25 protein-coding genes are annotated in these 26,261 nt (G+C 65.2%); 13 read left to right on the top strand and 12 right to left on the bottom strand.

The features are described from left to right. Window position 1: 1 nt before the first annotated feature. The 4 genes from nadA to IWX77_RS11060 form a co-directional block, all read right to left on the bottom strand. On the bottom strand, window positions 2-1,312 hold the full coding sequence (gene nadA, locus IWX77_RS11075; protein WP_196844561.1) for a quinolinate synthase NadA: 1,311 nt from the start codon (window positions 1,310-1,312) through the stop codon (window positions 2-4). A 67-nt stretch (window positions 1,313-1,379) separates the two neighbouring features. Further along, window positions 1,380-2,096 carry an NUDIX hydrolase gene (locus IWX77_RS11070; protein ID WP_442784462.1) on the bottom strand — a complete coding sequence of 239 codons (717 nt, stop codon included), beginning with the start codon at window positions 2,094-2,096 and terminating at the stop codon, window positions 1,380-1,382. 91 nt (window positions 2,097-2,187) lie between these two features. Next, window positions 2,188-2,973, bottom strand: a complete 786-nt coding sequence (locus IWX77_RS11065) for a polyprenol monophosphomannose synthase (protein ID WP_327012170.1) — start codon at window positions 2,971-2,973, stop codon at window positions 2,188-2,190. A 4-nt stretch (window positions 2,974-2,977) separates the two neighbouring features. Then, on the bottom strand, window positions 2,978-4,525 hold the full coding sequence (locus IWX77_RS11060; RefSeq protein WP_196844560.1) for a glycosyltransferase family 39 protein: 1,548 nt from the start codon (window positions 4,523-4,525) through the stop codon (window positions 2,978-2,980). A 143-nt stretch (window positions 4,526-4,668) separates the two neighbouring features. Here IWX77_RS11060 and IWX77_RS11055 point away from each other — a divergent pair, with 143 nt between their 5' ends. Next, a complete protein-coding gene (locus IWX77_RS11055; RefSeq protein WP_196844559.1) occupies window positions 4,669-5,514 on the top strand; it encodes a carbon-nitrogen hydrolase family protein in 846 nt (281 codons plus the stop codon). A 5-nt stretch (window positions 5,515-5,519) separates the two neighbouring features. Here IWX77_RS11055 and IWX77_RS11050 read toward each other — a convergent pair whose 3' ends face one another. Continuing rightward, complete coding sequence (locus IWX77_RS11050) at window positions 5,520-5,927, bottom strand: DUF7882 family protein (protein ID WP_327012169.1); 408 nt, start codon at window positions 5,925-5,927, stop codon at window positions 5,520-5,522. Between the two features lie 122 nt (window positions 5,928-6,049). Next, on the bottom strand, window positions 6,050-7,132 hold the full coding sequence (locus IWX77_RS11045; protein ID WP_196844558.1) for an alpha/beta fold hydrolase: 1,083 nt from the start codon (window positions 7,130-7,132) through the stop codon (window positions 6,050-6,052). Window positions 7,133-7,402: 270 nt separating this feature from the next. Here IWX77_RS11045 and IWX77_RS11040 point away from each other — a divergent pair, with 270 nt between their 5' ends. Then, window positions 7,403-8,476: an alkene reductase gene (locus IWX77_RS11040; protein WP_196844557.1), complete on the top strand. Its 1,074-nt coding sequence runs from the start codon at window positions 7,403-7,405 to the stop codon at window positions 8,474-8,476. Window positions 8,477-8,665: 189 nt separating this feature from the next. Here IWX77_RS11040 and IWX77_RS11035 read toward each other — a convergent pair whose 3' ends face one another. Continuing rightward, window positions 8,666-9,865 carry an aminotransferase class I/II-fold pyridoxal phosphate-dependent enzyme gene (locus IWX77_RS11035; protein WP_196844556.1) on the bottom strand — a complete coding sequence of 400 codons (1,200 nt, stop codon included), beginning with the start codon at window positions 9,863-9,865 and terminating at the stop codon, window positions 8,666-8,668. 146 nt (window positions 9,866-10,011) lie between these two features. Between IWX77_RS11035 and IWX77_RS11030 the strand changes: the two genes are divergently transcribed. From IWX77_RS11030 to IWX77_RS11010, 5 genes are all read left to right on the top strand, one after another. Continuing rightward, window positions 10,012-11,778: a S1C family serine protease gene (locus tag IWX77_RS11030; protein ID WP_196844555.1), complete on the top strand. Its 1,767-nt coding sequence runs from the start codon at window positions 10,012-10,014 to the stop codon at window positions 11,776-11,778. Between the two features lie 169 nt (window positions 11,779-11,947). After that, on the top strand, window positions 11,948-12,958 hold the full coding sequence (locus IWX77_RS11025; RefSeq protein WP_327012168.1) for a glycosyltransferase family 2 protein: 1,011 nt from the start codon (window positions 11,948-11,950) through the stop codon (window positions 12,956-12,958). A gap of 4 nt (window positions 12,959-12,962) precedes the next feature. Next, the gene (locus tag IWX77_RS11020) at window positions 12,963-13,787 is read left to right on the top strand and encodes a CDP-alcohol phosphatidyltransferase family protein (RefSeq protein ID WP_196844554.1); all 825 of its coding nucleotides are present in this window, start codon (window positions 12,963-12,965) and stop codon (window positions 13,785-13,787) included. Then, window positions 13,774-14,667, top strand: a complete 894-nt coding sequence (locus IWX77_RS11015; protein WP_196844553.1) for a glycosyltransferase family 2 protein — start codon at window positions 13,774-13,776, stop codon at window positions 14,665-14,667. The genes IWX77_RS11020 and IWX77_RS11015 overlap by 14 nt, the downstream gene beginning before the upstream one ends. Window positions 14,668-14,737: 70 nt before the next feature. Further along, complete coding sequence (locus IWX77_RS11010; protein WP_297412801.1) at window positions 14,738-15,964, top strand: CDP-glycerol glycerophosphotransferase family protein; 1,227 nt, start codon at window positions 14,738-14,740, stop codon at window positions 15,962-15,964. On the opposite strand, the gene IWX77_RS11005 is transcribed toward IWX77_RS11010, so the two are convergent. Continuing rightward, window positions 15,959-16,786: a hypothetical protein gene (locus tag IWX77_RS11005; protein ID WP_442784460.1), complete on the bottom strand. Its 828-nt coding sequence runs from the start codon at window positions 16,784-16,786 to the stop codon at window positions 15,959-15,961. The two genes, IWX77_RS11010 and IWX77_RS11005, sit on opposite strands and share 6 nt — an antisense overlap. Window positions 16,787-16,937: 151 nt before the next feature. Here IWX77_RS11005 and IWX77_RS11000 point away from each other — a divergent pair, with 151 nt between their 5' ends. After that, window positions 16,938-17,252 (top strand): helix-turn-helix domain-containing protein, encoded by a 315-nt coding sequence (locus IWX77_RS11000; RefSeq protein ID WP_196844552.1) that lies wholly within the window; start codon window positions 16,938-16,940, stop codon window positions 17,250-17,252. A gap of 1 nt (window position 17,253) precedes the next feature. Here the strand turns inward: IWX77_RS11000 and IWX77_RS10995 are convergent, their stop codons facing one another. The 3 genes from IWX77_RS10995 to IWX77_RS10985 form a co-directional block, all read right to left on the bottom strand. Continuing rightward, complete coding sequence (locus tag IWX77_RS10995; protein ID WP_442784459.1) at window positions 17,254-18,027, bottom strand: ABC transporter ATP-binding protein; 774 nt, start codon at window positions 18,025-18,027, stop codon at window positions 17,254-17,256. Further along, a complete protein-coding gene (locus tag IWX77_RS10990; protein ID WP_297413041.1) occupies window positions 18,027-18,827 on the bottom strand; it encodes an ABC transporter permease in 801 nt (266 codons plus the stop codon). The genes IWX77_RS10995 and IWX77_RS10990 overlap by 1 nt, the downstream gene beginning before the upstream one ends. Before the next feature lie 101 nt (window positions 18,828-18,928). Beyond that, on the bottom strand, window positions 18,929-19,621 hold the full coding sequence (locus tag IWX77_RS10985) for a phosphocholine cytidylyltransferase family protein (protein WP_196844551.1): 693 nt from the start codon (window positions 19,619-19,621) through the stop codon (window positions 18,929-18,931). 764 nt (window positions 19,622-20,385) lie between these two features. On the opposite strand from IWX77_RS10985, the gene IWX77_RS10980 reads away from it, so the two are divergent. Genes IWX77_RS10980 through IWX77_RS10970 form a run of 3 tightly spaced genes read left to right on the top strand, consistent with a single transcriptional unit; the run spans window position 20,386 to window position 23,242 of the window. After that, a complete protein-coding gene (locus tag IWX77_RS10980; protein ID WP_196844579.1) occupies window positions 20,386-21,372 on the top strand; it encodes an ABC transporter ATP-binding protein in 987 nt (328 codons plus the stop codon). Further along, entirely contained in the window at window positions 21,348-22,922 is a 1,575-nt protein-coding gene (locus IWX77_RS10975; protein ID WP_196844550.1) for a hypothetical protein, read from the top strand. Before IWX77_RS10980 ends, IWX77_RS10975 begins: the two co-directional genes overlap by 25 nt. Before the next feature lie 32 nt (window positions 22,923-22,954). Next, a complete protein-coding gene (locus tag IWX77_RS10970; protein WP_196844549.1) occupies window positions 22,955-23,242 on the top strand; it encodes a DUF3039 domain-containing protein in 288 nt (95 codons plus the stop codon). 5 nt (window positions 23,243-23,247) lie between these two features. Here the strand turns inward: IWX77_RS10970 and IWX77_RS10965 are convergent, their stop codons facing one another. Then, a complete protein-coding gene (locus IWX77_RS10965; RefSeq protein ID WP_196844548.1) occupies window positions 23,248-24,615 on the bottom strand; it encodes a nicotinate phosphoribosyltransferase in 1,368 nt (455 codons plus the stop codon). A 42-nt stretch (window positions 24,616-24,657) separates the two neighbouring features. Between IWX77_RS10965 and murI the strand changes: the two genes are divergently transcribed. Further along, window positions 24,658-25,515, top strand: coding sequence for a glutamate racemase (gene murI / locus IWX77_RS10960; RefSeq protein ID WP_196844547.1), 858 nt, complete (start codon window positions 24,658-24,660; stop codon window positions 25,513-25,515). A gap of 9 nt (window positions 25,516-25,524) precedes the next feature. Further along, window positions 25,525-26,259, top strand: a complete 735-nt coding sequence (rph, locus tag IWX77_RS10955; protein WP_196844546.1) for a ribonuclease PH — start codon at window positions 25,525-25,527, stop codon at window positions 26,257-26,259. Window positions 26,260-26,261: the final 2 nt, after the last annotated feature.

Below are 26,261 nucleotides of genomic sequence, written 5' to 3'. Positions count from 1 at the left end.
GTCAGGCGCCGACCAGGAGCGGCGGCCGGGCCGCCAGCATCCGCTCGAGGGCCACCCGGGCGTGCCCGGCAACATCGGCCGACACCGTGATTTGATTGAGTACCTCGGTCGGCTGTTCGCCGCCGCCGACGAGTGCTTCGAGTACCCAGGCCAGGTAGCCGGCGTGGATGCGGTACATGGTGGAGCAGGGGCAGATCACCGGGTCGAGGCAGAAGATCTCGTGCTCGGGGTGCTGGGCGGCGAGTCGATTCACGAGGTTGATCTCGGTGCCGATCGCAAAGGTCGTGCCGGCCGGTGCGGCGGCGATGGCCTTCGCGATGAAATCGGTGGACCCGGACGAGTCGGCGGCGTCGACGACCGCCATCGGGCATTCCGGGTGCACCAAAACCCGCACGCCCGGGTGGTCGGTGCGGGCGGCTTCGATCTGCGGCACGGTGAAGCGGCGGTGCACACTGCAGAAGCCGTGCCAGAGCACAACCCGGGCGGCATCGAGTGCGTCGACCGTGTTGCCACCGAGAGGCTTGGTCGGGTTCCACATCGGCATCTGGTCAAGAGGAACGCCCATGGCCCTGGCGGTGTTGCGGCCGAGGTGCTGGTCGGGAAAGAACAGCACCCGCTGGCCACGTTCGAACGCCCACTCCAGCACGATCTGGGCATTCGACGAGGTGCAGACGATGCCGCCGTTCGCGCCGCAGAAACCCTTGAGCGCGGCGGAGGAATTCATGTACGTGACCGGAATCACCGGAACCCGGCCGGAGGCATCCGATGCCGTGCCGTAGAGCTCTTCGAGCTGCTCCCAACACTCGGTGACCGAGTCGATGTCGGCCATGTCGGCCATGGAACAGCCGGCGGCGAGGTTCGGCAGAATCACGGCCTGGTCGGCGCCGGAGAGCAGATCGGCGGTTTCGGCCATGAAATGCACGCCGCAGAACACGATCGCGACGGCGTCGGGGCGGCTCTGCGTGGCCTGCGCGAGTTGAAAGGAGTCGCCGACGAAATCGGCGTGGCGCAGCACCTCGTCGCGCTGGTAAAAGTGGCCGAGAATGACCACCGAGTCACCGAGAACCTGTTTCGCCTCGACGATGCGGGCACTCAGTTCCTCCGGTGAGGCGGCGCGGTAGCGCTCCGGCAGCGCGCCCTGACGTGGGGAGCCGGCCGGAAGCACATCGCCCATCGACGAACCTGGCCCATAACCGGGCGTACCGGCATCAAACTCCCACGGCGGTGTCGCCAGGGCCGGGCTGCAGGTGCTGCCGGCAGCTCTGCCGGTGCCGATGAGACGGATGGTCGTCTGGACCGAGGGAATCGTCATGGCCGTGCTCCTTGAAAAGTGCAGAGAGGTGAGAAATGAAGAGGGTGAAATGGTGCGAAACAGTGAGTCAGAGCGTCGGCCCAGGTGGTTCGTGCTCGGCGGCCCGATCGTCATAGCGGAAGAGCCGGGCGGGGCGATGCCGCGCCCCGGCCACGTGTTGGTCGGTGCTGATCAGGCTGCCCGACGACTCGATCGACCGGCGAAAATTGGCCGGGTCGAGGGCCTTCTGCAGCACGGCCTCGTGCACCTCCCGCAGCTGAGCGAGGGTGAACGTATCACCGAGAAAAGCGTGTGCGATGCGCGCATATTCCACCTTGGTGCGCAGCCGCCAGAGGGCGTATTCGACAATGCGGTTGTGGTCGAAGGCCAGCGGCGGCAGCTGGTCGGCGGCGAACCAGCGCACGTTTTCTCCAACGGATGCTCGCTCCGCGACCTCGGATCGCACGAGCGCCCAGTACACGACGGAAACCACACGCAGGTCGGGGGAGCGGTCGATATCGCCGAAGGTGTACAACTGCTCCAGATAGCGCGGGGACAGTTCGGTCGTCTCGCGCAGGGTGCGGGCGGCGGCTGCAGCGAGTTCTTCGTCGGCCGGTAGCCAACCGCCGGGTAGCGCCCAGAGGCCGAGGTGCGGGTCGCGGGTGCGGCGCACGAGCGGCAGCCACAGCGTCTTCAGGCCCGACTCGTCGTCGGGGCGCAGGGTGAAGATCACGGTCGAGACAGCCAGGGTCGCTCGGGCGCTGCCGTGTTCGAGCGGGCTCTGCTCGGTCAGGTAATGTTCCAGCACGGGGATCCAGTCGTAAAGGTCGGAGTGACTCTAACTGCTGGAGCAATCATATAGTCAAATTGACTCAAACACCCGGATGGGACGAAATTCAGGCTCCCCGTGCGGCCGCGGCGGCCGCACGGGCGCCGGCCCGGCTGATACCCATCCCGGTCACGCCCCACAGTGTGACCCGGGCCATCGCTTCCACAGCGATGCGCGGACTCATCTTGGACGACCCGCGTACCCGCTCGACAAAGGTGATCGGCACCTCGACGACGCGGAGGTTGGCGCGCACGGCGTGCAGCAGCATCTCAATCTGAAAGCAGTAACCGAGGCTGTCCACGCTCGAGAGGTCCATGCGCTCCAGGGCGCGGGCCGAGTAGACCCGGTAGCCGCCGGTGGCGTCCCGTTGCGGAAGGCGCAGCAATAGCCGGGAGTAGAGGGATCCGCCGCGGGAGAGTGCACGCCTATGCCAGGGCCAATTCTCGATGGCCCCGCCGGGCACCCACCGTGACCCCATGACCACGTCGGCCGTGTTCGCTGCCGCCAACAGGCTCGCGAGCTGCTCGGGCAGGTGGGAGCCGTCGGCGTCGAGTTGCACCAGTTGGGTGTACCCGCGACCGAGGCCCCAGCCGAAGCCGTCGAGGTAGGCCGCACCGAGACCGGTCTTCGCGGTGCGGTGCAGCACGTGAACGCTCGAATCCCGGGCCGCAATGGCGTCGGCGAGAGGGCCGGTGCCGTCGGGGGAGGCGTCATCGACGATCAGGATGTGCACGAAGGGCACACTGGTGCGCAGCCGATCCACAATCGAGGCGATGTTCTCGGCCTCGTTGTAGGTCGGTACGAGCACCAGGGTGGTCGGCACGGGGTCGGTGGGCACGGGGTTGATGGGCACGGAGTTACCTCGTCATTTCAATGATGCGGGTGCGATTCACCAGTGTCGTCTGGTCGACGTGGAATCCCTGGCGCGCGAGCGTGTGGACGTCCGTTTCTCTGCGCGAATCTCCGCTTCCCGAGTATTGCAGCAGCCAGATCCGGTCGAGGCCGGTAAGAGTCGGCAATACCGCGGTCAGCGGTGCGACTTCGTCCCAGAGCCAGCCCGTGTCGGCATAGGACCGGGTCAACGTCACGTCCTGCAGGCCGAGGAACGCGTCGGGGTACACGTGCATGGCCAGCCGTGGCAGGCGCGAGGGTCGCACGCTCTTATCGAACACGACGCCGTCGCCGGGCGCTGCCCGGGCGGCGATGATGTCGGCGACCTGACGCCAGTCGCTGCCCTCGTTCTTGCCGTAGTCACCCCGTTGCACGGCGTAGGCGGGCACGATTACCGCCACGAGCGCCACCACGGTCGCGGCACGCAACCAATGGTTGGCGAGCGCCGCCACGCCCACGGCGATCACGATGCCCACCGCCGGTGCGCACAGTGAGAGGTAACGTAGCGAATACATCGGGGTGACCAGCTGGGTGCCCACGAGCAAAATTGAGCTGGGCAGCACCAGCCAGGCCAGAAAAATTGTCAGTCCGGCGGGACCAGGCAGCCCGGCGGACCTGCGCGCGCCGGGGCGCCGCAGAAATACTGCGATCACCGCCACAGTGATGAGCGACCAGGCCGTGATCGCCACCGGAATCGTGTCAAACCACTGCATCACCGCCGCCTCATTCACCGTGACCGTTGGCCGACGGCCGATGAACGCGATTTGTTCCCGTTGCGCCGAGCCCGCCAGAAAGATAGGGGCAGCAAGCAGTAGCCCGAGCACGCTCGCGGCGAGCCAGATCGCCCAGATGCGCCAGATCGGATGCCGACGGCCAGCCGCAAGCACCACCACCGCGTGCACTGGAAGCAGCAGAGCAAGGAAGAGAAAGACGTAGATTCCCAAGGCGAGGAGAATCGAGTATCCCCCCCAGAGCAGGACTTGCCGGCGCCGACGCGAGCTACTGCTGCGCACCGCGTGCACGAGCAGGATCGTGAGCCAGACACCGATGGCCGTCGCGATGGCGGTCGATCGAGCCTCGGCGCCCATGTAGGTGACCCGGGGCAGAATGGCAAAGACCAATCCGCCACCGATGGCCACCCGTGCCCCCATGAAGAACCGTGCCAGGACGACCGTACCGGCAGCGGCGACACCGATCGCGATCGCGCTCGGCAGTCGGGTGGAGAGCTCGGAAGCGCCGAACAGGTCGATCCAGCCGTGCAAGAACAGGTAGTACAGGCCGTGCACAGCATCGACGTCGTCGAGCATGCCAAACAGCGACGGGAGCGATCGTTCGGCCGACATGATGCTCGCCGCTTCATCGCCCCAATACGACGGCTGCCAGGACCACGCGAACGACACCAGAAACGCCACGAGTGCCACAAGCCACGCCGAACGCCCGGTCAACAGATTCCGAAAACGGCGTCCGCGGAGCACCGGAGGTGCCACGAGGTGCGGAGCGATAACGGAGGTCACCTAAGTCAACCTACCCAGCAATTGTTAACGGGAGCCTTCGAAACCCCCCCGAGTTGCCTGCGAAGACCACGCCTTACGCTGGTCGGCACCGGTATCGGCGCCCGTATCGGCGCCGGCAGCGAGCGGCCAGCTAGGCTTTTGCCATGACTCCCGGCCTTGAACCAGACGAATTCACCCGCGATGAAGCCAGCGCGGTCGGCGTGGCCGTCGCCCAGTTCGCCCCGGGACCCGATCGGGCGCGCAATCGCGGTTTTATGCGTCAACTCGCCGCAACTGCGGCGGCGCGTGGCGCCCACCTCGTCGTCTTTCCGGAGTACTCGGCGTTTTTCGAACCGAAGCTCGGGCCGTCGTTTGTGGCCGCAGCCGAACCGCTCGACGGCGTGTTCGTGACCGCGCTCGCCGCGCTCGCCGCCGAACTTGGCATTCACATTGTGGCCGGCATGCTCGAAACGACCGCAAACCCGGCCCGGTTCTCGAACACCCTCGTCGCCGTCGATCCGACCGGGCAGCTCGTGGCGACGTATCGCAAGCTGCACCTCTACGACGCGTTCGGCGACCACGAATCAGAGTGGGTATTACCCGGCACCGTGAGCGATCCCGAAATCTTTGACGTCGGCGGCCTGCGGGTCGGGCTGCAGACCTGCTACGACATCCGCTTTCCCGAGGTCACCCGTCGGCTCGTCGATGCCGGCGCAACCCTCGTGCTCGTTCCGGCCGAATGGGTTCGCGGCCCGCTCAAAGAGCAGCATTGGCAGACCCTGCTCACCGCCCGGGCACTGGAGAACACTGTTTTTGTGGCCGCCGCCGATCACACACCACCGATCGGCGTCGGAACCAGCCTGATCATCGACCCGATGGGGGTTGCGCTGGCCAGCCTCGGTGAGAACGCGGATGTCGCGGTCGCGTTCCTGACGCCCACCCGCGTCACCGCGGTGCGCGCCGTCAATCCGGCCCTCGCGCTGCGCCGCTTCACGGTCATACCTCGCTGAGCTGGTCAGCGTTCGGTGACGCTGGCCTTGGTCGCGCGAGTCTGGGCGGCCGCCCGAATGCCGATGGCCGGTTCCACCTTGGGCGGCACATTGGCGTCAACGGTAGCGCTTTCTTCAGCGGTGACGACGAGGCCTTGGGAGCTGTTGGCCGAGCGGGTCAGCTGGGCAACCCAGTTGGGGTTAAGGGTCGGCGTGTGGCCGCCGGCGAACTTGAAATACAACGGAATTGCCGGGTGCAGCCACGCCGAGCTGCGTCCGTCACCAACGACGGCTGCATCGCGCCAAGACAGGAGAAAGCTCTCACCGCGGCGCAGCTTCTGAATGATCACGAGCTGCAGGTGTGCCAGCATTCGGTCTTCGAATTCCACGACGACACGGTCGTAGGTGAGAGAACCCATGATTGCCACTTCCATTTAGTTATGATCGTGCGCTGAGTGAGACCACTGAGGCCGGAACGAATGCGAAGTTCGCACTTTTACGCGGAACCGGGTACTGCTATTCACTGTCCTCCGTTTGGGGGACAAACACAAGGATTTCAGAAAGTATCCAGCAGAGGCGTGGTCGATTTGGTCGGCAGGGGAACGGCGAATTCGAGCCGGAGGAGCACCTCGAGGGGTCGTTCGATCTGACCGAAGTGCCCGGCTCCCGCGATCGTGCTGACCACACAGTGCGACACGACCGCGCGCAGCCGTGCATCGTCATTGACCGTGACGAATACGTCGCGGTCACCGTGTACCGAGCGCACGGGGCAGCTGATCTGCGCCCAGCGCGTGGCTGCGTCGTAGGCACCGGCACGGGTGGCAGCCAGAACGAAGGCGGCCGGGCGCACCTCGGTGCCGAGGGCTGCGATCACGGTCGCGTCGACCGCCATCGGGCGGCTGAACAGTGAAGCGACGAGGGCTCGCAGCAGACCGAGTCCCGCCACAGTCCGCACCAGGCCGCGGCCGAGTGGGCCGGCGACCCGCAGCATCCGCATGGTCAGGAGTAGCGCCGTGAATGCGGGCAGCACCGAAAAGTGGCGAATCGGGTGACGAACGCTGTCTTGGATCGAAAACGACGTGGCCGAGACCAGACCGACGGATGTCGTGGCGCGCGTCTCGCTCGCCGCCAGCTGCAGCGCGACGAACCCTCCCATGGAATGGCCCACAACGTTCCAGCGCTCGTAGCCGAGGGAGCGGGCCACGTCGGCGACGAGCTCGGCCATCGACTCAACACTGGGCGCAGTCTCGTCGGAGGGAAGGGGGGAGTCGCCCCACCCCGGAAGGTCGGGGATGATGAGGTCGGTCAGGTCTCGCGCGGTCGCCTCGGCGGCCTGCAACAGGGGTGTCCAAGTCGTCCACGACCCGGCGGCACCATGCAACAGAATGGTCGCTGTATCGCTCGTGCTGCGGCGACCGTGCCGCACGACAACCGTTCCGCCCCTGAGGCGCATGGTGCTCGTGGTGAGGCTGAAGTGGCGAGCGTCGGCGTCAAGGGGAAACGGGCTGTAGCCGAGCACGGTGGCCGGTGGTGCCGGCTTCGGCGGGGCGGGTGGCGGGCCGGGCTCCGGTGAGTCCAGGCCGCCGAGGGGTGCCACGGAGTGGGTTCGCGTCGCTGGTCGGGAGATCAAGGTGCGCATGGCAGTAGTTCGGTGCCGCGGCCTAACCGGATTGCCTGGCCGGATTGCCTGGCCGGATTGCCTGACCGGATTGCCTGACCGGATTGCCTGACCGGATTGCTCGAGGTGGCATCGAACGCGAAGCGGCACGGCGTGTGCAGCAGATTAACAGGCAGGAATATCGCTCGTCTCGTGTCCGTTGCCGCCTACAGTGACCAGGAACTCCCTGGTGCCGCCCCCACGAACGTGTCCGGTCCGACTGACCGGCTGTCTTTTGAGAAAGAAGTGCCCGTGAAACTCTTTTCCCCGCTGAACCTGGGCGACCTCGACCTCCCCAACCGTCTCGTCATGGCGCCTTTGACCCGCATCCGCTCCGGCCAGTTTGGTGTTCCCGGCGAACTCGTTGCCCTGCACTACACGCAGCGTGCCTCGCTCGGCCTGATCGTGAGTGAAGGCACTTACCCGAGCCACGCCGGCCAGGGCTTTCCCGGCCAGCCCGGGCTCGTCGAGCCTGAGCAGCTGGCCGGGTGGACGGCTGTCACCGATTCGGTACACGTCGCCGGCGGTCGCATCGTCGCCCAGGTCATGCACGCCGGCCGCGTCACCCACGAAGCAACGAACGGCGGGTTCCCGGTCGTCGGCCCGAGCGCGATCGCCATCAACGGCACGACGCGCACCTACGACGGCAAGCAGGACTATCCCGTGCCCCACGCGCTGACCGCCGACGAACTGCCCGGCATCATTGCCGAGTTCGTGCTTGGAGCCAGGAATGCCATCGAGGCCGGTTTCGACGGCGTCGAGCTGCACGGCGCCAACGGCTACTTGCTGCACGAATTTCTGTCACCGGCCTCCAACGTGCGCGACGACGCCTTCGGCGGCTCCCCCGAGAAGCGCGCCCGGTTCGTCATCGACGTCGTGACCGCGGTCGCCCTGGCGATCGGCGCCGACCGAGTGGGCCTGCGCATCTCACCCGAACACAACATTCAGGATGCGCTCGAAACGGATGTCGACGACCTCACGGCCACCTATGGTGCCCTCATCGACGGGCTAGCCCCGCTCGGCCTGGCCTACCTCAGCGTGCTCCACGCCGATCCGAGAGGCGATTTCGTGCAGCACCTGCGCGCCCGTTTCGGTGGCGTCTTTCTCGTCAACAGTGGATTCGGCGCCATCACCGCGCGCGACGAGGCCCTCGCCCTCGTGCGTGACGACGTTGCCGACGCCGTTGTCGTCGGTCGTGCGGCCATCGCCAATCCAGACCTGGTGCGCCGCTGGCGCGACGATCTGCCGGTGAACGAGCCCAACCCGCTCACCTATTACACCGACGGCGCCGAGGGCTACACCGACTACCCCGCGCTGGCCTCCTGAATTGATCGGGTCAGGACCCGGGCAACGCGTCCGGGCCTGATCCGAGCCGACCTGATCAGGCCCGGCCCGGCCCGACCGTGCAGTGTCTCGACCGTGATGGCTCCCGCCTTCGCTCGCATCCGCTGGTTGAGCTCGTCGAAACCGCAACGCGTCCGCAGGAGCCTGGAGTATTTGCCGGGGATCGCGCAGCTACCGGCGCGACAACGCGGCCAGTTGCACCGACGCCTGCTCGAGCAGTTCGACCTTCTTGCAGTAGGCGAACCGCACGAGCGGCGCATACTCGGCTCGGTGGGCGGGGGAGCAGAATGCTGCGATCGGCACCGCGACCACGCCGGCCAGCTCCGGCAGCCGCCGGCATAGTTCGGCGCCATCCGAAAAGCCGAGCGACGTCGCATCCGCCACGATGAAATACGAACCCTGCGGAACACTGATCGCGAAGCCGGCCGCGCGCAGCCCCGTGACAAGCACATCGCGTTTGTGCTTCATGTCGGCGGCGATTGTCGCAAAGTACGAATCGGGAAGGTCGAGCCCGACGGCGATGGCCGGCTGAAACGGAGCCGCATTCACGTAGGTGAGGAACTGTTTGACCGCGAGAATTGCTGTGACGATCGGGGCGGGCGCGCTCAGCCAGCCAACTTTCCACCCGGTGAGGCTGAACGTCTTACCGCCCGAGGAAATGGTGACCGTGCGCTCCCGCGCTCCGGGCAGCGTCGCGATCGGAATGTGCGGCGCCCCAAAGGTAAGGTGCTCGTACACCTCATCGGTGACGATGATCGCGTCGTGCTGGTGCGCGAGCTCCACGATCAACTCGAGGGTCTGGCGGGGCAAGACCGAGCCGGTGGGGTTGTGTGGATCGTTCACGATGATCAAGCGGGTACGGTCGGTGACGGCAGCGCGAAGAGCGTCCAGGTCGGGCTGAAAGTCTGGGGCACGCAGCGGAACGGTGCGATGGATGCCTCCACCCAAGCCGATCAGACCGCCGTAGGCGTCGTAAAACGGCTCGAAGGTGACGACCTCGTCACCCGGCTCGATCAGCGCCAGAATGGTCGCCGCGAGTGCCTCGGTCGCTCCGGCCGTGACCAGAATTTCACTGCCCGGGTCAACGGTCAGGTTGTAGAAGCGCTGCTGGTGCCGGGCGATCGCTTCCAGCAGGACCGCCTGGCCGCGACCCGGCGGGTACTGGTTCACCCCGTCCGTGATGGCTTGGCGCGCCGCCTCGAGCACGACGGCCGGCCCGTCTTCATCGGGAAAACCCTGGCCCAGGTTGACGGCACCGGTGCGCACCGCGAGGGCGCTCATCTCGGCGAAGATACTCGCCGCAACGCTGCCATCGGCGGCGAGAAGCCCGGCCCCTCGGGCCGTGCGTCGCCAGGCGCCGGAAATGGTCATCGTCTGATCTGCACGTGTAGATTCCTGCATGCAACAAAACTACGACATCGGAAAGGTCTCGGCATGATCATTGAATGCTCTCAGAGCGTACATATCGAATGTTCAGGTTCGGGGGCAAAGCTGGCAAAGCTTGGAAGGAGCACCCGATGACCGACAACACCAAAGATTCCGGCACTACCCCCGATCCAGCCGATGATGCCGCCGCTTTTGCCGTGAATGAGTCCGGCGAGACAACTCCACCCACTTCCCAGGCCACCCCGCCGGCGACACCAACTGCACCGCCCGCGCAGCCGTTCGATGCGCAGCCGGTGGACGCTCAGCCGGTGGACGCTCAGCCGGTGGACGCTCAGCCGGTGGACGCGCAGCCGGTGGACGCGCAGCCGGTGGACGCTCAGCCGGTGGACGCTCAGCCGGTGGACGCTGAACCCGCCGTGCCGGTCGTGAACGCACCGATCATGCCGGCGGCATCCGCTGGAGAGGGCCAGCCGGACCAGGCCCAGACCGTCGCCTATCCGACTGACGCCTTCGGTCGCCCGATCGAGACCGCCACCGAGTCGACCTCGGCCTACGCTCCGAACGTCGCGCCGCAGGCCTACGCGACCGCGAATACGAACCCCGTGAATTCCTACCCCGCGAATTCCTATCCCGCGGATGCCTACCCCGGGCAGCCCTTCGCCTCCAGCAAGACGAAAGAACAAGGACGCCGTAAGGGCAGTGTCGCGCTGATCGCGGCGCTCGCCATTGGCGCCCTGGTTGGCGGATCGTCCGGTGCCGGCATCACCGCCCTCATGATGGGCGGCCAAAACAACGGCGTTCCGGTCAGCCAGACATCGGGCCCCAGCAACGTCGTGGTCAATAACACGAAGAGCGTCAACCAGATCACCGCCGTTGCCGCCAAGGCCTCGCCGAGCGTCGTGACCATCGACGTGTCGAGCAGTTCCTCCGGCGGTACCGGTTCCGGCGTTATCCTCACCGACGACGGCTACGTGCTCACCAACACCCACGTGGTCACCCTCGACGGTGCGGCCTCCGATGTGAAAATCGAGGTCAAGAGCAACGATGGCAAGCTGTACACCGCCACCCTCGTTGGCACGGACCCCATTTCTGACCTCGCCGTGATTAAACTGACCGACGCGAGCGGGCTCACCCCGATCACCTGGGGAGATTCGTCTAAGCTCAATGTCGGTGACAACGCCATCGCCATCGGCGCTCCGCTCGGCCTCTCCGGCACGGTCACCGACGGAATCGTCAGCGCTCTCAACCGCAGCATCACCGTCGCGAGTTCGGCCGCCCCGACCTCGCCCGACGCCACCACGCCCGACGAGGGACAGAGCCAGAACCCGTTCTTCTTCGACTTTCCCAACCAGGACGGCAAGCAGTCAAAGGGAACCCAGAACGCCACAGCTAGCATCGCCCTCCCGGTGATTCAAACGGATGCCGCCATCAACCCGGGCAACTCAGGTGGCGCCCTGCTCAACGGCAGCGGTGAACTGATCGGCATCAATGTGGCCATCGCCAGTGCCGGCAGCAGTTCCTCATCGTCGGCCGCCGGCAGCATCGGAGTTGGATTCTCCATCCCGTCGAACTTCGCCAAGCGCATCTCCGACGAGATCATCGCCAACGGAACGGCCACGCACGGTCTGCTCGGTGCGAGCGTCAAGGACGCGTCAAGTTCGACCAGCAGTACCGTTGGAGCCCTCATCAGCGAGGTCACCTCCGGTGGCGCCGCCGAAAAGGCCGGTCTGGCCGCCGACGATGTCATCACCAAATTCAACGGTGTGCCGATCACGGATTCGATCGACCTCACCGCCCAGGTGCGCGTGCTCTCGGCCGGTGGAACCGCCGACCTCACCTACGTGCGGGACGGCAAGTCGGTCACCGTCTCGGTCACGGTCGGCGAGCTCTCGCGCTAACCGCTCGCTCCTTCCCGACAATCGCGTCGCCGGCTCTCCGGCGGCGCGATCGTGCGTGTGGCACCGGGCGCTCGGTCATTTCGCGGGCTGGTAGGCTCGATCGTCCTACCCAATAACCGGAAAGCTGGCCAGCCAGGTGCACCAACGTGGTGACGGATTTCTTCCCGGGGTGTCGTATGTGATGCCCGTGCTCAACGAGGCGACGCACGTACGAGCCGCCGTCGAGAGCCTGCTGGCTCAGGATTATCAGGGACCGTTCGAGGTCACCCTGGCCCTCGGACCGAGCATTGACGGCACGACCGAATTGGTCGAAGAAATGGCCGCCGTTGACGCCCGCATCCGCGTCGTGCCCAATGATGTCGGGTCGACTCCGGCCGGCTTGAACATTGCCATTCGTGCGTCCCAGTATGCCGTTGTCATTCGCGTGGACGCACACTCGGTGCTGCCGCCCGAGTATGCCCGCATTGCCGTCGAGACACTCGACCGCACCGGCGCCGATAACGTCGGCGGCATCATGGACGCCCGCGGCATCAGTTCTTTCGAACGGGCCGTAGCCCGCGCCTATGGCACGCGCATCGGCCTCGGCGGTACGCCGCACCACGTTGGTGGGGCGGAAGGCGCCGCTGAAACCGTGTATCTCGGATGTTTTCGTACCGAGAGCATCCTCAAGGTCGGACTGTTCGACGAGGGTGTGAAACGCGGCCAGGACTGGGACCTCAACCGGCGCCTCCGGGAAGCCGGCGGTCTGGTCTGGTTCACGCCGCAACTTCGCGTGCTCTATCGGCCGCGGCCGACCCTGGCCCAATTGGCTCGGCAGATGCTGTCGACCGGGCTCTGGCGCGGTGAGCTGGCCCGGCGTTATCCGTCGGCCAACGGCATCCGCTATTTTGCGCCTCCGGTCATGGTGCTCGGTGTGGCTCTCGGACTGATTTTCGGCCTCGGCGGCCTCGTGCAGCTGGTGCTGGGCGCCCCGCCGTGGCTGCTGCTGGGCCTGATCGTTCCCGCCGGATATCTGCTCATCGTCGTTGCCGCGACCATCGCGGTGGCTCGACCAGGCGGATTTCGTTCGTCCCTGCATTTTCTCGTAGTCTTGCCCTGCATTCACTTCTGCTGGGGGGTCGGGTTTGTGCTCGGCTACCTGAAACTCACCAGCAACATCACGGCACACACGGGAAGGTGAGCAGATGACCAGTTCGCCGAATACCTCACATCGGCGCCCGGCCCGGCCGGAGTCGATCGCCCAGCTGCGCGCGGTGGCCCAGCCGCCCGAAGTGCGCCTGCGCGCCAACGCCGAACACTGGACTGCGAGCCTCTACCTGCGCCACCTGTCACCGTACCTCACCTGGATGCTGCTGAAGACCCGCATCTCCGCCAACGGCGTGACCGCGCTCATGATCCTGGCCGGCTGGTCGACCGCCGCAGCCCTGCTGATCCCCGGAATCTGGGGCGCCCTACTCGCTCTTGCGCTCAGCCAGGTGCAGATGCTCATCGACTGCTGCGACGGAGAAGTGGCGCGGTGGCGTGGTACGTCCTCGCCGGCTGGCGTGTTCCTCGACAAGGTCGGGCACTATTCCACCGAGTCGCTCATTCCCATCGCCCTAGGGCTTCGGGCAGCCGCGTACCCGTTCGAGTCGCCCGCAGACTTTCTCTGGACCAGCCTGGCACTGCTGCTCGCCCTGATCATCGTGCTGAACAAGGCGCTCAACGACATGGTGCACGTGGCGAGGGCCAACGCCGGCCTCACCCGCCTCGCCGACACGCACGGTGAAAAGACACCGACCTCGAGCACGATCGCGCGGGTGCGTCGCCTCGCCCACTTCGTGCCGTTCCACCGGATCTACCACTCGGTAGAGCTGACCATGGTGATCTTCGCCGCGGCCGTCCTTGGGCTGTTTCTCGGGCAGCCGCTACTAGACCGCGCCGTGCTCGTTATTCTCGTACCCCTCGCGTTCCTTTCGCTCATCGGCCATTTCGTGGCTATCATGGCGTCCAAGCGTGTCCGTTCCTAGGGCATCCGCCGGCATTCCGACGGTCGGTGTCGTGGTGCTCACCCAGGGCACCCGGCCCCAGGATCTCGACCGGGGCATCCGCTCGGTGCTGGCGCAGCAGGGCGTGACGCTTGACGTGGTCTGTGTCGGCAACGGCTGGCAGCCGACCGGACTGCCGTTCGGCGTGCAGTCGCTCGGGCTGCCGACCAACCTGGGCATTCCGGCCGGCCGTAATCGCGGGGTGTCGCTCGTTACCGGCGAGTACGTCTTCTTTCTCGACGATGATGCGAGCATCCCCGACCCGCTCTTTCTCAGTGAAGCTATCGTCCAACTGCGTGCCAACCCGACCATCGGACTGCTCCAGCCGCGGGTCGAGGACCCGACCGGTTTGGAATCGCCCCGGCGGTGGATTCCCCGCATCCGCAAGGGTGAGGCCACCACGCCCGGACCGGTGTTCTCGGTCTGGGAGGGCGCCGTGCTGCTGCCGCGCGCCGTTTTCGACGCGACCGGCGGCTGGGCGGAACCGTTCTTCTACGCCCACGAGGGCATCGAACTGGCCTGGCGGGTCTGGGACCAAGGCCGCGTCGCCTGGTATGCAGGAGACCTCGTGGCCAACCATCCGGTGATCCTGCCGACCCGGCACGCCGACTACTACCGATTGAACGCCCGCAACCGAGTCTGGCTGGCCCGTCGCAACCTGCCAGCCCTGTTTGTGCCGCTCTACGTGGGCTCCTGGACGGCTATCCAGGTGCTGCGCTGGGCGTTGAACAATCGACCGGCCCTGCACGCATGGTTCGGTGGCTGGCGCGAAGGGTGGCGCAGCGATCCGGGACCGCGGCATCCGCTTCGAGCGCGCACGATCTGGCGGATGACCGTGGCTGGACGCCCGCCGATCATCTGATGGCGGGTAGTCTTGATCGGTGGTAATTCGGAAAGACTTCAAGCGTGCAATCAAACTGGTCAGAAATGTTGTGGCTTCTCGCAAAGTCCAACACAAGCTGCGCGGCCCGCTGGAATCGCGTGAGCTGCGCGAAGACAATCACTTCAAGATCGCCATTTACTTCGCCGATGGGCCGGTCAACATGTACCAGATGCGGCAGTGGTACCAGCCCCTCGCCACACTTGCCCAGACCTGGCCGGTTCTCGTGCTCAGCCGCACCGGCGGCGGCACCCTCAAACTCATGGACGAGGCGCCGATTCCCGTGGCCTACGCACGCTCGGTGCCGGAACTCGAGCGGATTGTCGCCGAGCAGGATATCCGCATCGTGTTCTACGTCAACCAGAACCCGCGAAACTTTCAGATGATGCGCTACGGACGCTGCTGGCACGTTTTCATCAATCACGGTGAGAGCGACAAAATGTACATGATCACCAACCAGTTCAAGGCCTACGACTATTCTTTTGTGGCCGGTGATGCCGCCCTCTCGCGACTCGACCGGGTGCTCTGGGACTACGATTTCGACAAGCGCGCCATCAAGATCGGACGCCCGCAGGCCGACTACTTCAGCGGTGAGTTGCCGTACACGCCCGACGAACGCCAGGTCGTGCTCTACGCCCCCACCTGGGAGGGCGACCGGGCCGGCGCCGCCTACGGCTCGGTCGCGACCCACGGAGTTGCGCTCGTCACCGCCCTGCTGGCCACCGGCACGCACCGGGTCGTCTACCGACCGCATCCGCGCAGCGGAGTGGCCGACCATCTTTACGGGGCCGCCAACAAGACCATTATCGCGGCTATCTCCGCGGCGAACGCCCGCGATCCGCGTGCGCAGCACGTGTACGACTTCGGTCCAGACCTCGGCTGGCAACTGGCAGCAGCGGATGTTGCCATCGTTGACATCTCCGCCATGGTCTACGACCGGCTCGCCACCGGCAAGCCGCTCATCATCACCCGGCCGGCCAACCCGACGGCCGTGATCGACACGAGCGGCTACCTCTCCGACTGCGAGTGGCTGCCCGTCGAGCAGTCCGCCGACATTGTGGCTGCCGTCGAACGGCTCACCCACGATGATGGCGCGATGCAACGCCTGCAGGGCTGGGTAGAGCGCTACTTCGGCGACACGACCCCCGGCGTCGCGACGGCACGCCTGCACACCGCCGTGCAGCACCTGATGGACGAGTGGGATCGGTTCGCGGCCGTGCACGACGCGGACATCGCGATTGTGCCCGATCCGGCAACGATCCCGCCGGGCGAGCTATAGCGTCTGGTCCTGCACGGGCGCCGGCAGGGGCGCAGCCGGAAGGGATGTGCGTCGCCGCTTTTCTCGCACGGTGATCTCTCGAACCCGTGGTTCGAGGTCCGGTTGAAAACCGGTTGGCGCCGAACCGAACGCGAGACGTGAGGAGTGTATGACCTTGTTGCCCAGAATGTGGTTTCCCGCCCCGCCGATGACCGCTCCGATGCCGAACGGCAGGGCCTTGCCGAGCAGGCTGGCACTGCCGCGGGTGGCGAACTGTCGCAGAAATGCGCTTTTGAGTCGGTCGGTGAGCGGGCCGAGAATCGCCCGGGGGAGGCTGTTGGTGATGACCTCACCCCAATAGGCGTTGCGCGCTGTTCCCGAGCCGGTCACCTGACCGGCGAGCTGTCGCACCAGGTCACTGCCCTCGCGGCCGAGCATCATCGTCATGACGAGTGCGCGGGCCCGGTCAGGGTCTTCCACGGCGATCCCGTGCACCTCGCTCACCGACTGCGTGAACAGCGCTGTGGCCTCCAGAAAACCGGCGGTCTCCACGCCCGACAGCGCGAGGGTGATTCCGGTGCCGACGCCGGGAATGACCGCGGTGGCCCCGACAGCGGCGCCCCCGGTCGTGACCGCTGCGAGGTAGCGTTTTTCCAGGATGCGCACGATTTGTTCGGGGGAGGCGTAGGGATTGCGACGTCGGATGCTGCGGATATGCGCGAGCACGACGGGGCGGTGGATGGCCAGAACCCGATCGAAGCCCTTGACGAAGCCGGTCGGCAGCGCGCCGCCCTGCGGGGTACCGCCGGTCGATGACAGCATCGGTGTGCTCTTCCTTGCCATATCTCGCCTTCCTCGCGCCCGTCTGGTTGAGTGTACGGGGTGCACCGGGGCGCGCGCTGGGACGCGCGCGGCGCCGGGCGGGTACGAATACTACCTTTTGGCAAATGTCCACCCGCTAGTCAAGACTCGCCTGTGCCGCTACAACTGAGGAATGCTTGAGCCTAAATCAGAAGCGTCCCGACTGCTCGGCCTCCGCTTGCGCGAGCGCCGCTTGGCGCTCGGTTTCAATCAGCAGTCCGTCGCGCTCCGCGCCGGGCTCAACGTGTCGAACTATGCCCGCATTGACCGCGGTCACGGCAACCCGACGATGTACACGCTCATCCGACTGGCGGCGGTGCTCCAGATCGAACTGAGCGATCTGATGATCGGTCTCGCCGTCGAGCAGCTGCCGCCCTCCCGCGACGCCTACATCGCGATAGATTTTCGTCGATCCCAGGAATCGATCGCGAACCGACGGCTCGGCTAGGTCAGGCTGCCGGTTTCTTGCCGTAGTCGGTGTTGTATCGGGCGAGCACGTCGGTGATCGGCCCGTCGAGCACTAGGTCGCCCTTGTCGAGGTAGAGACCGCGGGTGCAGAAGCGCCGCAGGTCGCGCTCATTGTGCGAGACGATGAACAGGGTGCGCCCGCCCGCCAGAAGTTCTTCGATGCGGCGATAGCACTTCTCCCGAAACGCCTTATCGCCGACGGCCAGAACCTCATCGACCAGCAGAATCGGTTCCTCGAGTCGGGAGATCACGGCGAAAGCGATGCGCACCTTCATCCCGCTGGACAAATGCTTGTACGGCGTGTCGATGAAGTCGGCGATTTCGGCGAATTCGATGATCTCGTCAAAGCGTTCGGTGATCTGCTTGCGTGTCATGCCGTGCAGTCCCGCCGTCAGGTAGACGTTGTCGCGCACGCTGAGGTCGTCGACGAACCCGCCCGTGATCTCGATCAGCGGCGCTACACCCTCGGTCACGTGCACCGATCCCTTGTCGGGCAGTACAACGCCGGTGACCAACTTCAGCAGGGTGGACTTGCCCTGTCCGTTGCGGCCAACGACACCGATGGCTTCGCCCGGTTGTACGGTGAAGGTCACGTGCTGCAGGGCCCAGAACTCGCCCGGCCGGCTGCGCCGCGTGCTCGCGCCAAACAGGTCCTTGAAATTACGACGCCCACGCCGATTCCTGCGAAAGTGGATGCCGACATCCTGCAGCGAAATCACCGGCGCAATCGTGGACGACGCTTTCAGCTGGGCCACTAGATCTCCTTCAGAACGGCACGTTCGGTGCGGCGAAAGACCAACAGCCCGAGCCCGAGAAAGGCGAGGGACATGACCGCGCTGATGGTGACCGCGAACCAGTCCAATTGCTCGGGAAAGAATGCCGCCCGGTAGAGACTGAAAATGCCGTTCAACGGGTTGAAAGCGGCCCAGAAATGCAGTTCGGGCGGCAGGTCGGTGGTGCCGTAAATGATGGGTGAGGCGTAGAACAGAAAACGCAGAATGAGTTTGACGGCCCGTTCTAAATCGCGAAAGAACACCACGAGCGGGGCGACGAGCAGCCCGACGCCAGTGGTCAGGATCGCCTGAATCACGACGGCGAGCGGAAAGAACAATGCGTCGGTGTTGAGTTCGGCGCCGTACAGGATCGCGAACAAGATGACCACCGGAATGGATGCGAGAAACTCGATGCCCTTGGACAGCACCAGGCGGTTCACCCAAATGGTGCGCGGGATGCGGGTGGAGCGGATGAGCTTCGCCTCGCGCAGAAAAGCCCGGGTGCAATCGGAGACGGCACCGTTGAACCACATCCAGGGCAACAGGGCGGTCAGGAGGAACACGATATATGGCACGTTGCCGACGCTGCGGTCGAACACCTGGGTGAAGACGAACCAGTAGATGCCTGCCATGACGAGCGGATCGAGAATGGACCAGAAGTAGCCGAGCACCGAGGTGGAGTAGCGCACCCGCAGGTCGCGCTGCGTCAGCAGCCAGAGGGAATGCCGATATCGGGCGATCGGCGTGCGCTGTTCGGGGCGCACCTGGGCGTAACTACTCACGCGGTCTATCGTATGGGAGCGCGAGGAGCGTTCCGTGCCAGTTGGGCAGACGAAACCCCACGCCGTGGCGCGGGGTTTCGGGTGGTGCGGTTCCTTGTTGCCTAGACGAACAGGTTGGCGCGTTCGAGGTCTTCAGCGAAGTCCACCTCGACGGCGTAGAAGTCGGAGATGTTCACCGGCTCGACGAGCATTCGATTCTGTTCGATGGCGAGTTCAATGCCGCGTTCGAAGTAGTCCTGGTCCGCCACCTTGCTCAGCTGGCGGATCAGGATTGCCTTGTCGGCGCCCGACACGTAGTTGATTCCGACAGCTTCGCCGAGGCCGCCCTTGACGGTCTTGGACAGCTCCTTGATGTAACCTTCGGTGCTCATCGTGTACTTGACCTCTTCATCGGACACCTTGTCGGTGTTCACGGTGACGAACGACTGGTCGCGGGCCATCAGGGCAGCAGCGCGGTCGAGAATGGCCGGGTCGAAGACCACGTCGCCGTTCATCCAGAGCACACCGCCGGACTTTGAGGCCTGCAGGGCGCGCAGCAGGCTCTTCGAGGTGTTGGTCTGGTCGTACTCCTCGTTGTAAACAAAGGATGCCTGCGGGAAGGCTTCGATGATGTGCTCGAGCTTGTACCCGACGACGATTGTCACCTTGGCAGCTTTGCCGAAGGCGTGTGCGATGTTGTCGAACTGCTGCTGCATGATGGTGCGGCCGTCGTTCAGTTCGGTGAGCGGCTTCGGCAGCGAGCGCCCGAGACGGCTGCCCATACCGGCCGCCAGAATGACTACTTGCGTCGTCACGATTATCTCCTCAAGAATGGTTGGGGCAACGCCTGAAAACCCACCTAGTTCTAGAGACTGTTCTAGAGAGTTTGCTTAGGATTCACCCACATGTTCACGTAAAGACACACCGTTATGTCAATCTCACCATAACCTGTCAGGCGGTTCTGAGGGAAGAAACGGCTCAGCACGTGTCCATTTCGTGACCCGGCATGGAGCCTACTCACAGGTCGGGACGGCCGCTCTACACCCGTTTGCGCCCCCCGGCCAGCGGTCCTTGGTAGGTTAGCGGAGTGACTTTTGTGCCGGCCCACCCCGAACCCGACGATGAGTCTCTCGCGGATCGTGCCGCCGAATCGGAAGCGCCGCTCGCCGCCACGCGAACGGCCAGTGAGCCGGCCGTTCGCCAGCCAGCGGTGCGTAAACCGGCCGTTCGCGCTAAGACGGCGGGCAAACCGGCCGCTTCGAAACCGGCCGCTTCCAAGCCGGTAGCCGCCAAGCGGACCGTTTCCAAGCCGGCAGCGGCCAAGCCGAGCGTTTCTCGCCCGTCTGTTTCCAAGCCGGCCGACACGCAGCCAATCACTGAAGCTGGCGTGACCAAGCCTCTCGTGAGTAAGCCAGCAGCGCGTAAGCCAGCAGCGCGTAAGCCGGCAGTGCGTAAGCCAGCGGTGCGTAAGCCGGCCGTGCGCAAGCCAACGACAGCGAAATCACCTGCTGCTGCAGAGCCCCTCAACACGAAGCCGACCGAGGTAACGGCACTCGCCGAGAACGCAACCGACGAAACCATGCGACCGTACGCGACCCGTGATGCGCTGGTCACGACCACAACGGCAAAGCCGCTTATACCGCCGATTGCACCGCCGCGTGAACTGATAGACAAGCCAGCACTCACAACGACGCCGAAGACCACACCCAAGCCAGCTGCGAAGACCATCCCCGCGCCACCGGCCAAGCCCGTGACGCAGCCGACACCCGAGTCAGCCCCTATCGTTCGCGCGCCGCTGGTTCGCGCGCCGATCGTCATTGAAGCCCGCGGACTGGTCAAACGGTTCGGCCACAATGTCGCGGTCTCCAATCTCGACCTCTCGGTACGAGCCGGGTCGTTCTACGGCATCGTCGGACCGAACGGGGCCGGTAAGACCACGACCCTCTCGATGATCACCGGGCTGCTGCGCCCGGCCGCCGGAACCGTCACGGTTCACGGTATCGACGTCTGGGCCCGACCGAACGAGGCTAAGCGCATGATCGGCATTCTGCCCGACCGGCTTCGACTCTTCGACCGCCTGACCGGCGCGCAGCTACTCTATTACGCGGGTACGCTGCGCGGCCTCGACAACGACACCGTGCGCAGCCGGTCGGCTGACCTCGTCGCGGCGTTCGGCCTCGAGGACGCCCTGAATCGTCTTGTCGCGGATTACTCCGCTGGCATGACCAAGAAGATCGCCCTGGCCTGCGCGATGATTCATTCCCCGCGCGTACTCGTGCTCGACGAGCCGTTCGAATCCGTTGACCCGGTTTCCGCGGTCAACGTCACCGAGATTCTGCAGAAATACGTGGCCGCCGGGGGAACCGTCGTACTGTCCAGCCACGGCATGGACTTGATCCAGCGGGTCTGCGACCACGTCGCCATTATCGTGCAGGGCCGTGTTCTGGCAGCGGGCACCATTGACGAGGTCCGGGGCCAGAAGACTTTGGAGAATCGTTTCGTCGAGCTCGCCGGTGGACGCAAGGTCGCGGAGGGCATGGAATGGTTGCACAATTTTTCGGACTGAAACTCCGGCTGCTCGCCAATCTGTTTCGTCGCAGTCCTTGGCAGGTCGTCGGCCTCGTCGTCGGACTGCTCTATGGCCTCGGCGTCGCCATCACCCTTCTCGTTGCACTGATCACCCTTCGATTCGTCGGTGACCCGGTTCTCATTCGTAATTCACTCACGGTGGCCGGATCGGCCGTGACGCTTGGCTTTCTGGTCATCCCGATCGTCGTCGGCATCGACGACAGCATGGATCCCCGCAAATTTGCGTTCCTCGGTATCCCCAACCGATCCTTGTCGCTTGGCCTGGCCGGTTCGGCACTGATCGGCGTTCCGGCGCTTACCCTGATAATCGTTCTGCTCGGTACGGTATTCACCTGGTCGCGCGGCGTGGGTGAAACCCTGCTCGCCCTGGTGTCGGCCGTGCTCATCCTCGCGACCTGCATTCTGCTCTCGCGAGTGAGCTCATCTCTCGCGGCGTTGCTCCTGTCCACCCGACGGTCGCGCGAGTTCACAGGAATGATCGGTGTCGTTTTGCTGGTGTTGATCTCTCCGCTGGTTGTGGTGCTCCTCAGCACGGACTGGAGCCGTCACGGACGCACCCTGCTGGGCGCCCTGGCTGCAATTCTGGGCTGGACGCCGCTCGGTGCAGCGTGGGCTGTTCCCGGGGACGCCTCCACCGGAGCCTGGGGCGCGGCCATTCTCAAGTTGCTCATCGCCGCGGCATCGGTCTATGCCCTCTGGCTGATCTGGCAGCTCGTCGTGGCCCGCATGCTGGTGTCGCCGGGCCGCGAGGCCGCAGCGAAGCAGTATTCCGGGTTGGGCTGGTTTGACCGGCTGCCGCACAGCTCCGTCGGTGCGATCGCCGCACGCACCTTCACCTACTGGGCGCGCGACTCGCGCTACTGGGTGTCGTTGATCATGATTCCGATCGTGCCGATCATCGCCATTCTGCCGCTGAGTATCGCCGGCGTGCCGCTGCACTACCTGGCACTCGTGCCGGTTCCACTGATGTGCGTTTTTCTTGGTTGGACAATGCACAATGACGTCGCCTATGACAGCACCGCGATCTGGCTGCACGTGGCGTCGGGAACGCGCGGTGTTGCCGACCGTATCGGCCGGCTCATTCCCGCGCTCTTCATGGGCATACCACTCATTGGGATTGGCTCGGCCATCAGCATTTCCTTCTATAGAGACTGGTCCGTGCTGCCGTCGATGCTGGGTGTGAGCACGTGTATCCTTTTGGCGGGTTTGGGCTTCTCGAGTTACACCTCCACCCGGTTTCCCTACCCCGTGACCAAACCCGGTGACAGTCCGTTCGCTCAGCCGCAGGCCTCCGGCACCGCGTCGGCACTCGTGCAGTCGCTCACCTTCACGGGATCGATCATCGTGGCGTCGCCGGCGCTTATCTTCGCCTACCTCGGAATCTTCGAAGACCCGGCCTGGCACCTGCGCGCCCTCGGCGCGGGCCTGGGCCTCGGTGTGGTTGCAGTGGTCGTCGGAATCTGGGTCGGCTCGCGTGCCTTCGACCGTCGCGGACCGGAGATGCTCGCTTCAGCCCAGCGCGCCTGACCCGCAGGCGTCACAGTGCTTAGACTGGTTCCATGACTGAAATCATCCGTGCGAGCATTGCAGAGCCCGGCCAGCCCGGCAGCGGAACGTCCACGCTCGACCGTGAGCTCGAAGAACTCCTGGACCAGGAGCAGATCGAACCCGGCGACCACGAACGGTTTTCGCACTACGTACCCAAAGACAAGATTCTCGAGTCGGCCATTTCGGGTAAGCCGGTCAAGGCCCTGTGCGGCAAGAAGTGGCTGCCGGGCCGCGATCCGGAGAAGTTTCCGGTGTGCCCGACCTGCAAAGCCATCTATGAGAAGATGAAGGCCAAGTAGCTGGTCTAGCGATACGAGGTCGGAATAACGGCCTCTCCGCGCCCCAGCCGGAACGCCTCGATCGGTAGTTCCTGCATAACGGATGCGTTGTGCGCACGTGCGCGCAGCGTTCCGGCCGTTCCCAGATAGCGTTTGTCGATGGTGCCGTCGATGATGAGAGGGACCAGAAGCGCACGTTCCAGTCCGCTGCGAGAATCGAACTGTCCTTCGGTGCCGGGGCCCTCTCCCAACAGAACGATCTCTTCCTGGGCGGTACCGACGGCATCCACTCGGCGCAGGGCGCTCTTGCGGCCACCGATGGAAAGTTTCGCGGTCGACGTTTTTGCAACGGAGATCCAGTCGTCGCCGTGACCCTTGTGCGCGACGAGTTTGTAGACCAAACCGGCGGCCGGTTCGCCCGACCCGGTGACGACCGAGGTGCCGACGCCGAAGGCATCCACCGGGCTCGCCGACAAAGCCGCAATGGCGAACTCGTCGAGGTCACTCGTAACGGTGATCTTCGTGTTGACGGCGCCGAGGGCGTCGAGTTGGGCCCGTGCCGCCGCCACAACGGTGGGCAGATCGCCCGAATCGATGCGGATCGAGCCGAGCTCCGGTCCGGCGACCTTGACCGCCAGGGCGATGCCGGCCGGCACATCGTAGGTGTCCACGAGCAGCGTTGTGGCAGCACCGAAGGCATCCACTTGCGCTTGGAAAGCTTCCTCCTCGCTGTCGTGCAGCAGAATGAACGAGTGGGCGGCGGTTCCCATGGTCGGCAGGCCCCACTGGCGTCCGGCTTCGAGGTTGCTCGTCGACGCAAAACCGGCGATGAACGCGGCACGGGCCGCCGCGACCGCTGAGTGCTCGTTGGTGCGGCGTGATCCCATCTCGGCGATCGGCCGACCGAGGCTGACCGAGACCATGCGGGCGGCCGCGCTGGCGACCGAGATGTCGTAGTTGAGCACGCTGAGAATGAGGGTCTCCAGAATGACGCCCTCGGCGAAGGTGCTCTCCACCAGCAGCAGGGGCGACCCGGGAAAGTAGGCTTCGCCCTCTTGGTAGCCCCAGACGTTGCCGCTGAAGGCGTAGTCGGCCAGATAATCGAGGGTCGGCGTGCGCACGACGGCGTTCTCGGCGAGCCAGGTCAGTTCCTCGGTGGTGAAGCGAAACTGGGCAATCAGCTCGAGCAGGCGACCGGTACCGGCGACGATGCCGTAGCGGCGGCCGGTGGGCAGGCGTCGGGCGAAAGCCTCGAACATGCACTCCCGATCGGCGGTCCCGCTTTGGATGGCGGCGTCCACCATCGTGAGCTCATACCGGTCGGTGCGAAAAGCGGGGGTTATGGCGGCCTGGCCGCGGTCTGCTAGCACGGGGAAAGCGGGGGACTGGGTCACCCGGCACAGCTTATCCGCTCCCTCGGGCTAGGCTTGATCTCCGTGACGGATGCACCGATTGGTATTTTCGATTCCGGAGTGGGCGGCTTGACCGTCGCCCGGGCGATCAAGGACCAGTTGCCCAACGAATCCATTCTCTACATCGGCGATACGGCCCACTCGCCGTACGGGCCTAAGAAGATCGCCGACGTGCGTGGTTTCGCCCTCGACGTGCTCGATGATCTCGTCGCGCAAGACGTGAAACTGCTGGTGATCGCGTGTAACACGGCGTCGGCGGCGATGTTGAGGGATGCCCGCGAACGCTACAGCGTGCCCGTGATCGAGGTGATCCAGCCGGCCGTTCGCCGTGCGGTCGCGACCACCCGCAACCGGCGGGTGGGGGTCATCGGCACCCTCGGCACCGTCAACTCGCGCGCCTACAACGATGCCTTCGCTGCGGCCCCGCAGATCACACTGTTCAGCAAGGCCTGCCCACGTTTCGTCGAGTTCGTCGAGGCCGGCGTCACGACCGGCGCCGAGGTGCTCGCCGTCGCCGAGGAATACCTCGCACCGCTGCGTACCGCCCAGGTGGACACGCTCGTGCTCGGCTGTACTCACTATCCCTTTCTGCGCGGCGCGATCTCCTACGTGATGGGCGACGGCGTCACCCTGGTCTCGAGCGATACCGAAACTGCCAATGACGTGTACCGGGTGCTGGTAAGCCAGGGCCTGGAACGCTCACGCACGAGCCCACCCAGTTACCGGTACGAGGCCACCGGTGACAGCGCCGAGGACTTTCTGGCCCTCGCCCACCGTCTGATCGGACCCGAGGTCAGCCGCGTCGACCTGATCGAGACCGGCACGCTCAACCTGAGCGAGCTGGCGACGCCCCCCTTTTCCCAGCTGCACCCGAACCATTAGGAGTACACCGTGACCGAGACCCCGCGCGCCGACGGGCGCACCAACGACGAACTGCGCCCGATCACGATCGAACGCGGCTGGAGCGACCAGGCCGAAGGCTCGGCACTGATCTCCTACGGCCGCACCAAGGTGCTCTGCACGGCGTCGTTCACCAACGGCGTTCCGCGCTGGATGAGCGGTAAAGGCAAGGGCTGGGTAACGGCCGAATATTCAATGCTCCCGCGCTCGACCAACAGCCGCATGGATCGCGAATCGGTCAAGGGCAAGATCGGTGGCCGCACCCACGAGATCAGCCGCCTGATCGGCCGCAGTCTGCGCGCGGTTGTGGACATGAAAGCACTCGGCGAGAACACCCTCGTGCTCGACTGCGACGTGTTGCAGGCCGACGGCGGAACCCGCACGGCGGCCATCACTGGCGCCTACGTGGCCCTCGCCGACGCCCTCGAGTGGGGACGTACAAAGAAGTTCATCTCACAGAAGGCACAGCCACTCATGGACAGCGTCTCGGCCGTGTCCGTCGGCATCATCGGCGGGGTCCCCATGCTCGACCTCGCCTACACCGAAGACGTGCGCGCCGACACCGACATGAACGTTGTGGTCACCGGGCGAGGTAAGTTCGTCGAGGTGCAGGGCACCGCCGAAGCGGCGCCGTTCGACCGCAGTGAGCTTGACACGCTGCTCGACCTCGCCCTGAAGGGCGCCGTCACCCTGACCGAATTTCAGACCAGCGCGTTGGAGCGCTGAGC

The organism is Cryobacterium sp. CAN_C2 (genome assembly GCF_015751745.1).
GTDB lineage: Bacteria > Actinomycetota > Actinomycetes > Actinomycetales > Microbacteriaceae > Cryobacterium.
The sequence above is the reverse complement of the archived record's forward strand: the minus strand, read 5'-3'. Positions and strand labels throughout refer to the sequence as shown.